General features: G+C 64.1%; 12 protein-coding genes. 9 read left to right on the top strand and 3 right to left on the bottom strand.

The features are described from left to right. Nucleotides 1–19: 19 nt before the first annotated feature. Entirely contained in the window at nt 20–538 is a 519-nt protein-coding gene (locus ACREP4_RS14345; protein WP_431596861.1) for a hypothetical protein, read from the top strand. Between the two features lie 16 nt (nt 539–554). On the opposite strand, the gene ACREP4_RS14340 is transcribed toward ACREP4_RS14345, so the two are convergent. Beyond that, nucleotides 555–1,538: an HPP family protein gene (locus ACREP4_RS14340; RefSeq protein WP_431596860.1), complete on the bottom strand. Its 984-nt coding sequence runs from the start codon at nt 1,536–1,538 to the stop codon at nt 555–557. A 300-nt stretch (nt 1,539–1,838) separates the two neighbouring features. Here ACREP4_RS14340 and ACREP4_RS14335 point away from each other — a divergent pair, with 300 nt between their 5' ends. The 4 genes from ACREP4_RS14335 (at nt 1,839) to ACREP4_RS14320 (ending at nt 4,767) form a co-directional block, all read left to right on the top strand. Then, a complete protein-coding gene (locus ACREP4_RS14335; RefSeq protein ID WP_431596859.1) occupies nt 1,839–2,549 on the top strand; it encodes a TorF family putative porin in 711 nt (236 codons plus the stop codon). Nucleotides 2,550–2,797: 248 nt separating this feature from the next. Beyond that, the gene (locus ACREP4_RS14330; RefSeq protein WP_431596858.1) at nt 2,798–3,061 is read left to right on the top strand and encodes a hypothetical protein; all 264 of its coding nucleotides are present in this window, start codon (nt 2,798–2,800) and stop codon (nt 3,059–3,061) included. 126 nt (nt 3,062–3,187) lie between these two features. Continuing rightward, entirely contained in the window at nt 3,188–3,496 is a 309-nt protein-coding gene (locus ACREP4_RS14325; protein WP_431596857.1) for a hypothetical protein, read from the top strand. Between the two features lie 218 nt (nt 3,497–3,714). Further along, nucleotides 3,715–4,767: an NAD(P)-dependent alcohol dehydrogenase gene (locus ACREP4_RS14320; protein ID WP_431596856.1), complete on the top strand. Its 1,053-nt coding sequence runs from the start codon at nt 3,715–3,717 to the stop codon at nt 4,765–4,767. 67 nt (nt 4,768–4,834) lie between these two features. Here ACREP4_RS14320 and ACREP4_RS14315 read toward each other — a convergent pair whose 3' ends face one another. Beyond that, nucleotides 4,835–5,119 carry a hypothetical protein gene (locus ACREP4_RS14315; RefSeq protein WP_431596855.1) on the bottom strand — a complete coding sequence of 95 codons (285 nt, stop codon included), beginning with the start codon at nt 5,117–5,119 and terminating at the stop codon, nt 4,835–4,837. A gap of 209 nt (nt 5,120–5,328) precedes the next feature. Here ACREP4_RS14315 and bioA point away from each other — a divergent pair, with 209 nt between their 5' ends. Together bioA and bioD are read left to right on the top strand one after the other, a co-directional pair. Continuing rightward, nucleotides 5,329–6,621, top strand: coding sequence for an adenosylmethionine--8-amino-7-oxononanoate transaminase (bioA, locus tag ACREP4_RS14310; RefSeq protein WP_431596854.1), 1,293 nt, complete (start codon nt 5,329–5,331; stop codon nt 6,619–6,621). After that, nucleotides 6,618–7,268: a dethiobiotin synthase gene (gene bioD / locus ACREP4_RS14305; RefSeq protein ID WP_431596853.1), complete on the top strand. Its 651-nt coding sequence runs from the start codon at nt 6,618–6,620 to the stop codon at nt 7,266–7,268. Before bioA ends, bioD begins: the two co-directional genes overlap by 4 nt. A 262-nt stretch (nt 7,269–7,530) precedes the next feature. Here the strand turns inward: bioD and ACREP4_RS14300 are convergent, their stop codons facing one another. Next, on the bottom strand, nt 7,531–9,873 hold the full coding sequence (locus tag ACREP4_RS14300) for a membrane-bound PQQ-dependent dehydrogenase, glucose/quinate/shikimate family (RefSeq protein ID WP_431596852.1): 2,343 nt from the start codon (nt 9,871–9,873) through the stop codon (nt 7,531–7,533). 122 nt (nt 9,874–9,995) lie between these two features. Between ACREP4_RS14300 and ACREP4_RS14295 the strand changes: the two genes are divergently transcribed. Continuing rightward, nucleotides 9,996–11,075 (top strand): SPFH domain-containing protein, encoded by a 1,080-nt coding sequence (locus ACREP4_RS14295; protein ID WP_431596851.1) that lies wholly within the window; start codon nt 9,996–9,998, stop codon nt 11,073–11,075. Further along, nucleotides 11,075–12,280 carry a hypothetical protein gene (locus ACREP4_RS14290; protein ID WP_431596850.1) on the top strand — a complete coding sequence of 402 codons (1,206 nt, stop codon included), beginning with the start codon at nt 11,075–11,077 and terminating at the stop codon, nt 12,278–12,280. The genes ACREP4_RS14295 and ACREP4_RS14290 overlap by 1 nt, the downstream gene beginning before the upstream one ends. Nucleotides 12,281–12,289 lie beyond the last annotated feature (9 nt).

The following is a 12,289-nucleotide window of genomic DNA, read 5'->3' as shown; positions in this document are numbered from 1 at the left end:
AATCACGCATGGAGGCAGTATGAAAATCACCAGGCAATACCGGTACACCGTGTTGGCAATGACGTGTCTGTTGGGCTTGGCCGCCTGTGGCGGCAGCGCACCGGCACCCGCCGCGAGCACAGCGCCCGAGGCCGCGCCGGAAGCACCGGCCTCGCCCGCACCGGTAGCCAGCGAAGGTAGCGTCATCCACAAGCCGGTAGCGCCGGCTGCAGCAGACACGCATGCCTGCATGATCGCCGGTGAGTTCACGCTCATGGGCAAGACCATCCGCTCGCGCGATTGCGTGCAGACCACCGCTGCTTCCAGCGAAGCGGATCTGAAGCGCGTTTGCGAAGGGCTGGCGCAGACTTCCGCACAGATGGGCGGCAAGGCCGGCGAGGTGACGTACATGGACGCCTGCCCGTCGCCGTCACAGGGCAGCTGCGCGCAGCTGTTTGGCGGCAAGTTCGACGGCTATTACTACGAGCGTACCGGGCAGGATCTGGCGGACTTGCCTGCCAGCTGTGCGCACGGCGGCGGTCACTGGAACGCGGGCTGATTACACCGCTGTCGGGTCAGCTGGGCTGCAATTTGGCCCAGCGGCCACCCTGCTGCAGTTCCACCTCGAACCGCGCCCATTGGCGCAGATCGTTCGCCGTGGCATGGCCGATGTCGCCGATGCCGTTGCCGGCCACCACGGCGTACACCAGCCGCTGCGGCGCGGGGCCGTCCAGCGCCGGCGTCACCGAGACACGGCGCACGCTCCAGGCGCGGCCCAGGCGGCCATTGCTGTAATAGCGTCCGGCTTCGATCAGCGCCGGGTGCAGCGCATCGCGTTCGGCATGCTGCTTGGCCAGTTCCAACAGCTCGGTGAGGTTGTCGTCGGTGATGTCCACGAACGAGTTGAGCTGGCTGATCGCGGCGTGGAAGTCTTCCTGGGTGAGATCAACGCTGCGTTGCGCCGAGGCCACTGGCGGCGCGGCGTGTTGCCGCCGGCGATGCAGGTGCACCGGATAACGCCGCCACGCAAAGCAAGCGTTGAACAACACCGCTGCGGTCAGGATGGCGGCGACATTGATCGCCACCGGCGTCAGCAGGTACTGGTAGCCCAAGGCGTGCACGTCGCTGCCGCCGATCACCGCCGCCAGCGCGGTGGCGCCGCCGGGCGGATGGATGCAGCGCAGGTAATGCATGGCACCGACCGCCAGGCCCACCGCCAGCGCGCCGGTCCAGACCTGATCGGGCGCCAGTTTCTGGCAGCTCACGCCGATGAACGCCGAAGCCAGGTGCCCGGCCATCACCGACCACGGCTGCGACAACGCACCGTGCGGCACGGCAAACACCAGGACCGCTGAAGCACCCATCGAGGCCAGCAGGATCGCGCCGCCGGGCGAGCCGCCAAAGCCATCCGGGAAGCACCAATGGGTCAACTGGTAGACCACGGTGATGCCGATCAACGCGCCCACCGCCGATATCCACTTCTCGCCGTGATTGGTCTGGTTGCGCTCAATGCTCAGCCAATTGCGCAGCGATTGCAGGAGCGGGGACAGGGACTTCATCAGCATGGGGCAGGGGAGGGCGGGCTATTTTGCCGGTGTTATCGGCCGCCGTAACGTGCGTTTGCAGGCCAATGGCCCTATGGCTGATAGCGATGGGTTGGGTCGATATGCCGGCAAGGCAGCACGCCACGGATTGTAGGAGCGGCTTCATCCGCTTCGCGGCCTGTTCCGCGCCTGCGAGCGGCGATCTTTTACGCAGATTTGATGGCGCAGTGGCGGCCTCGCCATCGTCGGTTTACGGGCCGTGGCGACATCATTTCCACAGGGCCGCGCAGTGTGCGTGGCCACTTTGGAAACCCGATGAACGCCTTTCAACATTCACGGCGCATGCTGCGTCGTAGCCACGTTCTGCTGATCCTGCTGGCCGCTGCCGGTATGGCCACCGCGCACGACATCAGCGGCAATGCAGCCCTCACCAGCGACTATGTCTGGCGTGGTTCCACCCAAAGCCACGGCGATGCCGCGGCGCAGGCCGGTTTCAAAGTCCCCACCGAAAGCGGCTTCTATGCATCGGCATGGGGCTCCAGTGTCGAGTTCGCACCCGACACCCATGCCAGCAGCGAACTGGATTTCACCGTGGGCTGGGGCAAGCAGCTGAGCGAGGACTGGGCGCTGGATGCCAACGTGCTGCATTACCGCTATCCGTCCACCACGGTCGATTTGAACTGGACCGAGCTCAACACCACGCTCACCTGGAAGAACAACTACTGGCTGTCGCTGGCATGGTCGCCGGAAGCACTGGGCACCACGCAGGATGGCCTGTACAGCCAGCTCGGCGCGCGCGTGCCGGTGAAGGAGCGCCTGCGTCTGGAAGCGATGGCCGGCTACTACACGCTGCAGGACGCGCCCGGCGGCGGTTACGCCCACGGGCAGGTGAGTGCAATCTGGGCGATTGCCGCACCGTTGGAGCTGCGGGTCAGCGCTCATGCCACCGACCGGCACGCGCGTGATCTGTTTGGCGACGATTTCGCCGGCAGCCGTTGGGAAGTGGCGGTGCAGGGCGCCTTCTGAGTACCGTACTTTTTTTGTCAAGGCGGCCGGGGAATTGCGATGTCCGGGCCGCTCTGACGAACGTAAGGACCGGCGCCGTGAGTGGCATCGCGGCAACCTTGCGGTGCTCTCAAGCAGGCCGCAGGTGCGGGACGCCTGCTGTGCGCGGTGCGTTGAAAGCGTCGTTCATCTTCATCGTCACGCCTTCGACGCACAAAGGGCCTATGCTGCAAAGACATTGAGTGCTTCTTGTGCTCAGGATGTGACGTATGAACTATGAAGAAGCCCGTGCCGACCTGGATGAGTTGGCGCAGGAGATGGTCACATCCACGCACACGTGGTCGTACTCACAGCGACTGGACAAGCTCCGGTCTCTGGCAATTCTTACCCGGCGTGCGCTGCGAGCCACTTCCGGCTCACCCAACGAACCTGCGCATCGCAGCAGTATCGATTCACTGCTTGATCGGATCGGCGGCATGATGTCCGCTGCCGCGCAGCTTGAAGAACTGCAGGCCGGTTACAAGCAACGCTGATCCCGACGTGGAAGCGACATAGCCAGGCAGGTACTTTCGCGCAGATCGGAAACGGAGCGCCGCACCAGGCCCCTTCATCGACAATGCAGCGACTGTGCGTGAGCTGGCAGCATCTGGAGCACACACATGAATGGCTTGAGAGACCGTGACTTTGTCAACGTGGTCAGCGAGCTGTCGTACTGGCAGGAGCGCTTCAACGGCGGATCAATGATGGGTGACTCGTTCCGCAACGATTGCGCGCCCGTCATCAAGCTTGCCTGCGACATCTACCTGCGCGACCCGCGCGGATCACGCAATGCACGGCTTACAGACCTGCATGCACATCTTCCTTTGCCGCAGTCGAAGAACAGCGCGGGTGTTTCTGCCCAGATCGCCCAGCTGTGCTGGGAGCGGCTCGGTGATGTAACGGCGCCCAATCCTGCGGAAGTGCCATGACGCGCTGCGCGTAGTCGGCGACGGAAGCCGGAATGTCGCCGGCCTGTGAAAGGGTCGAAGCCGCCGCACGACGGATGAGCCACGCATGACCGGAAACCACCGGCACGGCTTAATCCGTCACGGACAACTGTCTAGACTTGTCGCCTGTCCCGTGCTGACTGGCCGTTGTTGCCGGCCCCGCACGGGTTTCCCGTTTTGCCCGTCACAGGATGTCATCCATGAAAACCCTCGGTTATGCCGCTTTCGATACCACCTCACCGCTGGCGCCGTATGCCTTCGAGCGCCGCGAACTGCGTGGCAATGATGTGGCGATGGAAATCCTTTACTGCGGCGTCTGCCATTCGGACCTGCACACCGCGCGCAATGACTGGGGCTGGAGCTATTACCCGATCGTGCCGGGCCATGAAATCGTCGGCCGGGTGATCGAGGTCGGCCCCGATGTCACCCGCTACAAGCTGGGCGATCACGTCGCGGTCGGTTGCATGGTCGACAGCTGCATGGCGTGCGACCAGTGCCATAAGGGCGAAGAACAGCTGTGCCGCGAAGGCAACACCGGCACCTACGCCGGCGCGGACCGCATCACCGGTGAGCACACGCACGGCGGCTATTCCAAGCACCTGGTGGTGCGCGAAGAGTTCTGCCTGCGCATGCCGGAAGGTTTGGATCTGGCGCGTGCTGCCCCGCTGCTGTGCGCCGGCATCACCACCTGGTCGCCGCTGCGCACCTGGAATGTTGGGCCGAGCAGCCGCGTTGGCGTGATCGGTCTCGGTGGCCTGGGCCACATGGCGGTGAAGCTGGCCGTGGGCCTGGGTGCTGAAGTCACCGTCCTCAGCCGCAGCCCGTCCAAGCAGGAAGATGCCTTGGCGTTGGGCGCCGACCGTCTGCTGGTGTCCAGCGATGCGCAGGCGATGGCGCAGGCACAGTCGGCGTTCGACCTGATCATCGACACCGTGCCGGTCAAGCACGAACTGAATCCCTACCTGCCGCTGCTGGATGTGGACGGCACCTTGGTGATCGTCGGCCAGGTTGGCCCGATGGATGAGATCAGCAGCGTGCCGCTGTTGCTGGGCCGTCGCCGTGTTGCTGGCTCGCCGATTGGCGGCATCCGTGAAACCCAGGAAATGCTGGATTTCTGCGCGGAAAAGAACATCCTGCCGGACTGCGAAATGATCCGCATGGACGAGATCAACCACGCCTATGAGCGCATGGAGAAATCCGATGTGCGCTACCGCTTCGTGATCGACATGGCGTCGTTGCCGGCACAGCAGTAAGCGATATCGCACTGCGGACGCGTGTACTCGCACTACCGACGCTGAACCTGCGAACGGACGGCGGTCTTCAGCGACTGCCGTCCGCTTGCGAACCCGCTTCGCGCTGGTAACTGCGTTCCATGTGCGGCAGTCGTGATCGTGCAAAGCCGGTGATGGCAGCATGCGCGCAGGTCATGGCGAACAGCACCAGCGCATCAAGCCCACTGCTGGCCAGCCACGACATCAGCAGGAACAGGAAACTCAACACGGCGATGGCGTCAAAGAGCAGCCGGCTGAAGAAGCCCACGATCAACATCAACATGAAGTAGAGCGCGGCGGGCAGGGCGAATATCGAGATCAGAACTTCCATCATGGCGCTGCTCACTGGCAAGGCAGCGCGACATGCGCTGCAGTTGACTGAAACTACCGAGGCCGTGTGCGCATTCGATGGGGCCAGCGTGAAGTGAATGGGAAGTGGCGACACCGCTTCCATTGCCAGCGCCTGCTGATGCATGCAGGCGGCCCCGGCAAGCGGTAAGGTACGGCCCCCAAGCCGCCCCTCAGCGGCGTGATTGATGAACGATGCTGATTGATTCCTTCGACCGTGAGCATTTGTGGCACCCGTACAGCGCGCTCGGCAGCCCGGTGCCGGTGCTCAAGGTCGCGCGCGCCGATGGCGTGTTGCTGCAGCTGGAGGACGGCCCGAAGTTGATCGACGGCATGGCCTCGTGGTGGTGCGCCATCCACGGTTACAACCACCCGGTGTTGAACCAGGCCGCCATCGACCAGCTCGGGCGCATGTCGCATGTGATGTTCGGCGGCCTGACCCACGAGCCGGCCATCGCACTGGGCAAGCTGTTGCTGGAAATCGTGCCCAAACCGCTGGATGCGATTTTCTATGCCGACTCCGGCTCGGTGTCGGTGGAAGTGGCGCTGAAGATGGCGGTTCAATATCAGGCCGCACGCGGCATGCCGCGCAAGAACAATATCGCCACCACGCGCTCGGGCTATCACGGCGATACCTGGAACGCGATGTCGGTGTGTGATCCGGTCAACGGCATGCATGGTTTGTTTGGCGCGTCCTTGCCCGCGCGCTGCTTTGTACCTGCGCCGCAGACACCGTTCGACGGTAAGTGGGACGCTGCCGATATCGCACCGGTGGAGCAATTGTTCGCCGAGCGCGGCGATGAACTGGCCGCCTTCATCATCGAGCCCATCGTGCAGGGCGCCGGTGGCATGCGCTTCTATCACCCGCAGTACCTGCGCGAACTGGCGCGGCTGTGTCGCGAACATGAGGTGCTGCTGATCTGCGATGAGATCGCCACCGGCTTCGGTCGCAGCGGACGTTTGTTCGCCTGCGAACACGCCGGCATCACCCCGGACATTCTGTGCATCGGCAAGGCATTGACCGGCGGCTACATGACGATGGCCGCGACGATCACCCGGCGCGAGATCGCCGATGTCATCGCGTCCGGCGATCCCGGCGTGTTCATGCACGGCCCGACCTTCATGGCCAACCCGTTGGCCTGCGCGGTGGCATTGGCATCCACGCAGTTGCTGTTGTCGCAGGATTGGAAAGCGCGTGTGGCATCCATCGAACAGACATTGCAGGAACGTTTGGCGCCGGCCCGCGCGCTGCCGCAAGTGGCCGACGTCCGCGTGCTCGGTGCGATTGGCGTGATCGAATTGAAGGCGTCACTGCGGCTGGAACGCATCCAGCAGCGCATGCTGGAGCAGGGCATCTGGATCCGCCCGTTTGGCCGATTGGTGTACGTGATGCCGCCGTATGTGATCAACGATGCACAGCTGCAGCAGCTGTGCGACGGCATGGTCGCGTTGGTGGCCGGATTGGAAGCAGAGGATATGCGCGCATGAACGGCCAGGTGATTTTCGTCAGCGGTATCGACACCGAAATCGGCAAGACCGTGGTGACGGGCTGGCTGGCGCGGCAATGGGCCGAGCAGGGCGAGGAGGTCATCACCCAGAAGCTGGTGCAGACCGGGTGCGTGGGCGCCTCGGACGACATCCTGCTGCACCGTCGCATCATGGGCACGGGCTTGTTCGACGAAGACCGCGACGGCACCACGATGCCGGTGTTGTTCGCGTATCCGGCCTCGCCGCATCTGTCGGCGCGACTGGAGAACCGCACGCTGGATGTCGCCGCCATCGAACGCGCGACCGCGCGGCTGTGCGAACGCTACGAAAAGGTGCTGCTGGAAGGCGCCGGCGGCCTGATGGTGCCGTTGACCGAACAGCTGCTGACGATTGATTACGTCGCGCAACAGGGTTGGCCGTTGTTGCTGGTGACGTCCGGCCGATTGGGCAGCATCAACCACACCTTGCTGTCGCTGGAGGCGATCGCCGCGCGTGGCATTTCACTGCATGGCGTGGCCTGGAACAGCCGTGATGACAGCAGTGACGAGGTGATTGCGGCGGATAGCCGCAACTTCATTCGTGAGTGGGTAACGCAGCGCTTCCCGTCGGCGCAGTGGTATGACGTGCCGCAGATGGATCTGGGGTAAGGAGCGTAAAGCCCCTCTCCCCTTGTGGGAGAGGGGTTGGGGAGAGGGGTTGCTTCTTGTCTTCTACAGCAACAGCAACAGCGACACTCTGATCTTCGAACCAATCGAGAAGATCGAAGAACTCCACGGCTTTGGTCGCCCCTCTCCCCAACCCCCGCTCCGCGCCCCGGCCCTCGCGCCAGCGCAAGGGCACTCATCGGAGCGCGAACCAGTGGTTCGCAAGCGCTCCTCTTCGTCCCGCAAGGGGAGAGGGGTTAAAGCACTACTTCCTCAACCCATAAGCCAACACATAATCCCCCGCCTTGGTCCCGGTGGAGCCATGCCCGCCGGCCACCAGCAGCACCATCTGCTCACCCCGGCTGTTGAGGTAGGTCATCGGTGTGGCTTGCCCGCCGGCGGGAATGCGTACATCCCAAAGCACCTTGCCGGTCGCCAGGTCATAGGCGCGGAAGTTGTTGTCGGTGGCCGCGCTCATGAAGGCCACGCCGCTGGCGGTCAGCAACGGGCCGCCAATGCCCGGTACGCCGATGCGGATCGGCAGCGGCAGGGGAGAGAGATCGCGGATGGTGCCGTTGCGGTGCTGGTAGGCGATCTTGCCGGTGCGCAGATCCGCTGCGGCGACCGTGCCCCACGGCGGCACATGACACGGCACACCGAGCGGCGACATGAAGGGCGTCATTTCCACGGCGTAATCAGCGCCCTTGTTTTCGTTGAGGCCGTGCTCGCCCTTGTTCATCTCGCGGCCGCTGGCGTCTTGTTTCGGCACCAGCCGGGAGACGAACGCCAGATACGTCGGCATGCCGAACATCACTTGTCGGCGCGGGTCCACGGCCACGCTGCCCCAGTTGAACGTACCGAAATTGCCCGGGTAGATGATGCTGCCCTGCAGTGTCGGCGGGGTGTAGCGGCCGTCGTAGCGCAGCGTGCGGAACTGGATGCGGCACAGCATCTGGTCCACCAGGCTGGCGCCCCACATGTCGGCTTCACGCAGCGGCTTGGGCTCGAAGCTCAACGCCGAGTACGGCTGCGTGGGCGAGGTGGTCTGCTTGGGAATATCCACATGCTGCGATGCCGGGCGTTCGTTGACCTGCAACAACGCGCTGCCGTCGCGACGGTCGAGCACGTACACATCGCCCTGTTTGGTTGGCTGCACCAGCGCGGGCACGCGGCCTTGCGGCAGATCCAGATCCACCAGCACCGGTTGCGCGGGCGTGTCCATGTCCCACAGATCGTGATGGACGAACTGGTGTACCCAGCGCGGCTGGCCGGTGGCCAGATCCAGCGCGACTACCGACGAGGCGTATTTTTCCTCGGCCGCTGAGCGGTACATGCCCAGTTGGTCCGGCGTGCGGTTGCCCATCGGGAAGTACGCAAGGCCCAGTGCTTCGTCGGCACTGGCCACTGCCCAACTGTTCGGCGAACTGGCGGTGTAGGTTTGCGTCGGGTCGTTCGGGTCGAGTGGTGCGGTCTGCGTGGGGTTGCCCGAATCCCAGTTCCACAGCAGCTTGCCGGAGTGCACGTCGTAGGCGCGGATCACGCCGGACGGCGAATCGATGGCGTAGTCGTCATTGACCGCACCAGCCACGATCACCTTGCCGCCAGCAACCAACGGCGGCGACGTGGAGTAGTAATACCCCGGCTGCTTGAATGGCATGTTGTGCAGCAGATCCAGCACGCCGTTGTTGCCGAAGTCGGTGCAGTGCTGGCCGGTCTGTGCATCCAGTGCGTGCAGTTTTGCGTCCGCGCTGGGTAGAAACACGCGCGAGGCACAACTGCTGGCCGTCGTCGTTGCAGTCGGCGTCACCGGATCAACGAAGTACGACAAACCACGACAGGTTTGATGCTGACGTTGCGGCTCCATGCCCGCCGCCGGATCAAAGCGCCAACGCTCCTTGCCGGTGTCGGCATCCAGCGCGATGGCCAGGCTGTGCGGCGTGCACAGGTACAGCGTGTTGCCGATCTTCAGCGGGGTGACTTCATAGGTGGTTTCGCCCACGTCTTCAGGCAGGCGCATGTCGCCAGTACGCATCTGCCAGGCCAGTTGCAGTTGGCCGACATTGGCCGGGGTGATCTGCTCCAGCGGCGAGAAGCGCTGGCCGTAATCGCTGCGGCCATAGGCATGCCATTCGCCCGGCGGCGGCGCGTCATCGCCCAGTGAGGCAGCGGCGTTGACGATGTCCATCGGCAGCTGGCCGTCGATTTCATGCAGGTGCCGTGGAATGCCGGCAAACGCCACCGCCGCCATCAGCAGCGCACACAGCAGCACCGGCCAGCCGGCCGGGCCGGTATAGCCATGCGGGCTGGAGCGGCGCGACGCCGGCAGTGCGATCAGCAGGCCCAGCAAGACCGGTACGCCCAACCGGGTGGCCAGCGGCCACCAGTACAGGCCGGCTTCCCACAACGACCAGGCCAGCAGTACCAGCAGCCAACCGGCATACAGCCAACTCGCCCAGCGCCGGTGCCGCCACAGCCCCCAGGCCACCGCCAACAGCAGCACGCCGCTGAACAGGTAGAACGGGCTGCCGTGCAGGGTGAGCAGCCGCGTACCGCCGATGGCCAGGGCAAGCCCGAACAGGGTGGTGAGAAGCAGTGTGAGTATCCGCATGGTGCGCTCCGGCGACCTCGACAATGCCGTCATGCTGCGCTGTTGCCTGTATGCGCGGTGTCATCTCGGCGGCGTGCATCCACTCGACGTAGAATCGGCGCTCTGTCCGCTGGGGAACCGCCATGAGCATTCTGGGCTTCATCAAGAAGGAACTGATCGAGATCATCGAATGGACCGATGACTCGCGTGACACGCTGTCCTACCGCTGGCCGGACGACGACCGCCAGATCAAGAACGGCGCGCAGTTGATCGTGCGCGAATCGCAGACCGTGCAGTTCGTGGCCGCCGGCCAGTACGCCGATCTGTTCGGCCCGGGCAAGCACACCCTCAGCACCCAGAACATCCCGGTGCTGTCCACCATCCTGGGCTGGAAATACGGTTTTGAGTCGCCGTTCAAATGCGACGTCTATTACCTCAACACGCGCCTGTTCACCGGCAACAAGTGGGGCACGTCCAACCCGGTGATGATGCGCGATGCCGATTTCGGCGTGGTGCGTCTGCGTGCGTTCGGCACCTACGATTTCCGCATTGTCGATCCGCCGAAGTTCCTCAAGGAAGTCGCCGGCACCGACCAGAATTTCCGCCTGGACGAATTCGCCGACACCATGCGTTCGCGCATCGTCAGCGTGTTCACTGAAGCACTGGCCAAGGCCGGTGTGCCGGCGTTGGATGTGGCCACGCGTTACTCCGAACTGGGCGAAGCGCTGCTGCCGATCATCAACCCGGCGATGACCGGAAAGTACGGCATCGAGATCACCAGCTTCGTGCTGGAAAACGTGTCGGTGCCGCCGGAAGTGGAAGAGGCCATCGACAAGCGTTCCAGCATGAGCGTGATCGGCAACCTCAACGACTACGTCAAATACCAGATGGGCCACGGCATGGGCGAGGGCGGCGAAGGTGCCGCTGCCGCAGCGGTGCCGGCGCAGATGGCGATGGGCTTTGGCATGGCGCAGGAAATGATGCGCAGCATGCAGACAGGCGCCCCGGCCGCACCTGCAGCAGGCGGTCCGCCGCCGTTGCCGGCCGCTGCCGATGCAGCTGCCACGCTGGATGTGTTGACTCCGGAGCAGGCCGCACAGGCGCTGTCGGTGTCGGTGGAAGACGTCATGGCCGCCATCACCGCGGGTGACCTGAAAGCCCGCAAGATCGGCAACGCCACCCGCATCGCGCGCTCGGCACTTGAAGAGTTCCTGCGCGGCTGATGGGCAAAGTGACGGTCGGTAAACATCCCTGCCCGGAATGCGGCGGGGATCTGCAATGGAATGCGGCCAAGCAGGCACTGGCCTGCCCGTACTGCGGCACCATCGTGCCGCTGTCGGAGGCTGCTGAAGGGATGGGCGATGGCAGCGCCGGCGTGGTCGAGCAGGATCTGCTTGAAGCGCTGGCGCGGATGCAGGCGCAGGACGCACAACCGCCGCCGTTGCCGCCCACCGGCGATGCCAAGAACGGCGTGTTGGGCATGTTGCAGAGCATGGCCAGCACCCCGCAGTCGCAACGCGGTTACGGTACGCAACCGCGCGAGGTGCAATGCCAGAGTTGCCACGCCATCTCGGTGTTCGTCGATGGCAAAGTGGCCGACCGCTGCGAGTTCTGCGGCTCGCCATCGATCATCGCGCATGAATCGCTGGGTGATGCGATCACGCCGCAAAGCCTGTTGCCGTTCCGAATCAGTGACGGCCAGGTGCGTGATGCCATTCGCAAGTGGTATGGCAACCGTTGGTTCGCGCCGAATCGGCTCAAGAGCGCCGCGCTCACCGACACGCTAAAGGGCATGTACCTGCCGTACTGGACGTTCGACGCGAATGTCGCTGCGCGTTGGACGGCCGAGGCGGGCTATCACTACTACGTCACCGTCAGTTACCACGATTCGCAGGGCAACACGCAGACCCGGCAGGAACAGCGCACGCGCTGGGAACCTGCCTCGGGCGCGCTACAGCATTTCTTCGACGATGAGCTGGTGCCCGGCACCGTCGGCGTGCATCCGGAGCTGTTGCAGAAGATCGGCAGCTTCCCCACCACCAGCGATTTGAAGCCGTATTCGCCCGAGTTCGTGCGCGGCTGGACGGTGGAACGCTATCAGGTTGACCTGCGTCAGGCCGCACAGCAGGGCGAAGCGCAGATGCAGTCGCAGACACGCCAGTTGTGTGCCGAGCAGGTGCCTGGCGACACCTACCGCAACCTGCAGGTGCAGGCCGATTACCGCAACCGCACCTTCAAGCACATCCTGGTGCCGGTGTGGCTGGTCAGCTACACCTACGGCTCGCGCAGTTTCCAGGTGCTGGGTAACGGCTATACCGGCGAGATCGCAGGCGAGCGGCCGTACAGCGCGTGGAAAATCTTCTTCGCGGTGCTGGCCGGCATGCTTGGTCTACTGGTGCTGCTGTACGTGATGGGCATGCTGCAATAACCGGCGCGT

The sequence above is a fragment of the Stenotrophomonas sp. genome (assembly GCF_050737575.1).
Taxonomy (GTDB): domain Bacteria; phylum Pseudomonadota; class Gammaproteobacteria; order Xanthomonadales; family Xanthomonadaceae; genus Stenotrophomonas.
Note: the sequence above shows the minus strand (reverse complement) of the source record. Positions and strands in the feature narration are given on the sequence as shown.

What these genes read in the sequence shown, in the direction of transcription:
- ACREP4_RS14345 (WP_431596861.1), top strand. Translation starts at nt 20, where the DNA reads ATGAAAATCACCAGGCAATACCGGTACACCGTGTTGGCAATGACGTGT.
- ACREP4_RS14340 (WP_431596860.1), bottom strand. Translation starts at nt 1,538, where the DNA reads ATGAAGTCCCTGTCCCCGCTCCTGCAATCGCTGCGCAATTGGCTGAGC.
- ACREP4_RS14335 (WP_431596859.1), top strand. Translation starts at nt 1,839, where the DNA reads ATGAACGCCTTTCAACATTCACGGCGCATGCTGCGTCGTAGCCACGTT.
- ACREP4_RS14330 (WP_431596858.1), top strand. Translation starts at nt 2,798, where the DNA reads ATGAACTATGAAGAAGCCCGTGCCGACCTGGATGAGTTGGCGCAGGAG.
- ACREP4_RS14325 (WP_431596857.1), top strand. Translation starts at nt 3,188, where the DNA reads ATGAATGGCTTGAGAGACCGTGACTTTGTCAACGTGGTCAGCGAGCTG.
- ACREP4_RS14320 (WP_431596856.1), top strand. Translation starts at nt 3,715, where the DNA reads ATGAAAACCCTCGGTTATGCCGCTTTCGATACCACCTCACCGCTGGCG.
- ACREP4_RS14315 (WP_431596855.1), bottom strand. Translation starts at nt 5,119, where the DNA reads ATGATGGAAGTTCTGATCTCGATATTCGCCCTGCCCGCCGCGCTCTAC.
- bioA (WP_431596854.1), top strand. Translation starts at nt 5,329, where the DNA reads ATGCTGATTGATTCCTTCGACCGTGAGCATTTGTGGCACCCGTACAGC.
- bioD (WP_431596853.1), top strand. Translation starts at nt 6,618, where the DNA reads ATGAACGGCCAGGTGATTTTCGTCAGCGGTATCGACACCGAAATCGGC.
- ACREP4_RS14300 (WP_431596852.1), bottom strand. Translation starts at nt 9,873, where the DNA reads ATGCGGATACTCACACTGCTTCTCACCACCCTGTTCGGGCTTGCCCTG.
- ACREP4_RS14295 (WP_431596851.1), top strand. Translation starts at nt 9,996, where the DNA reads ATGAGCATTCTGGGCTTCATCAAGAAGGAACTGATCGAGATCATCGAA.
- ACREP4_RS14290 (WP_431596850.1), top strand. Translation starts at nt 11,075, where the DNA reads ATGGGCAAAGTGACGGTCGGTAAACATCCCTGCCCGGAATGCGGCGGG.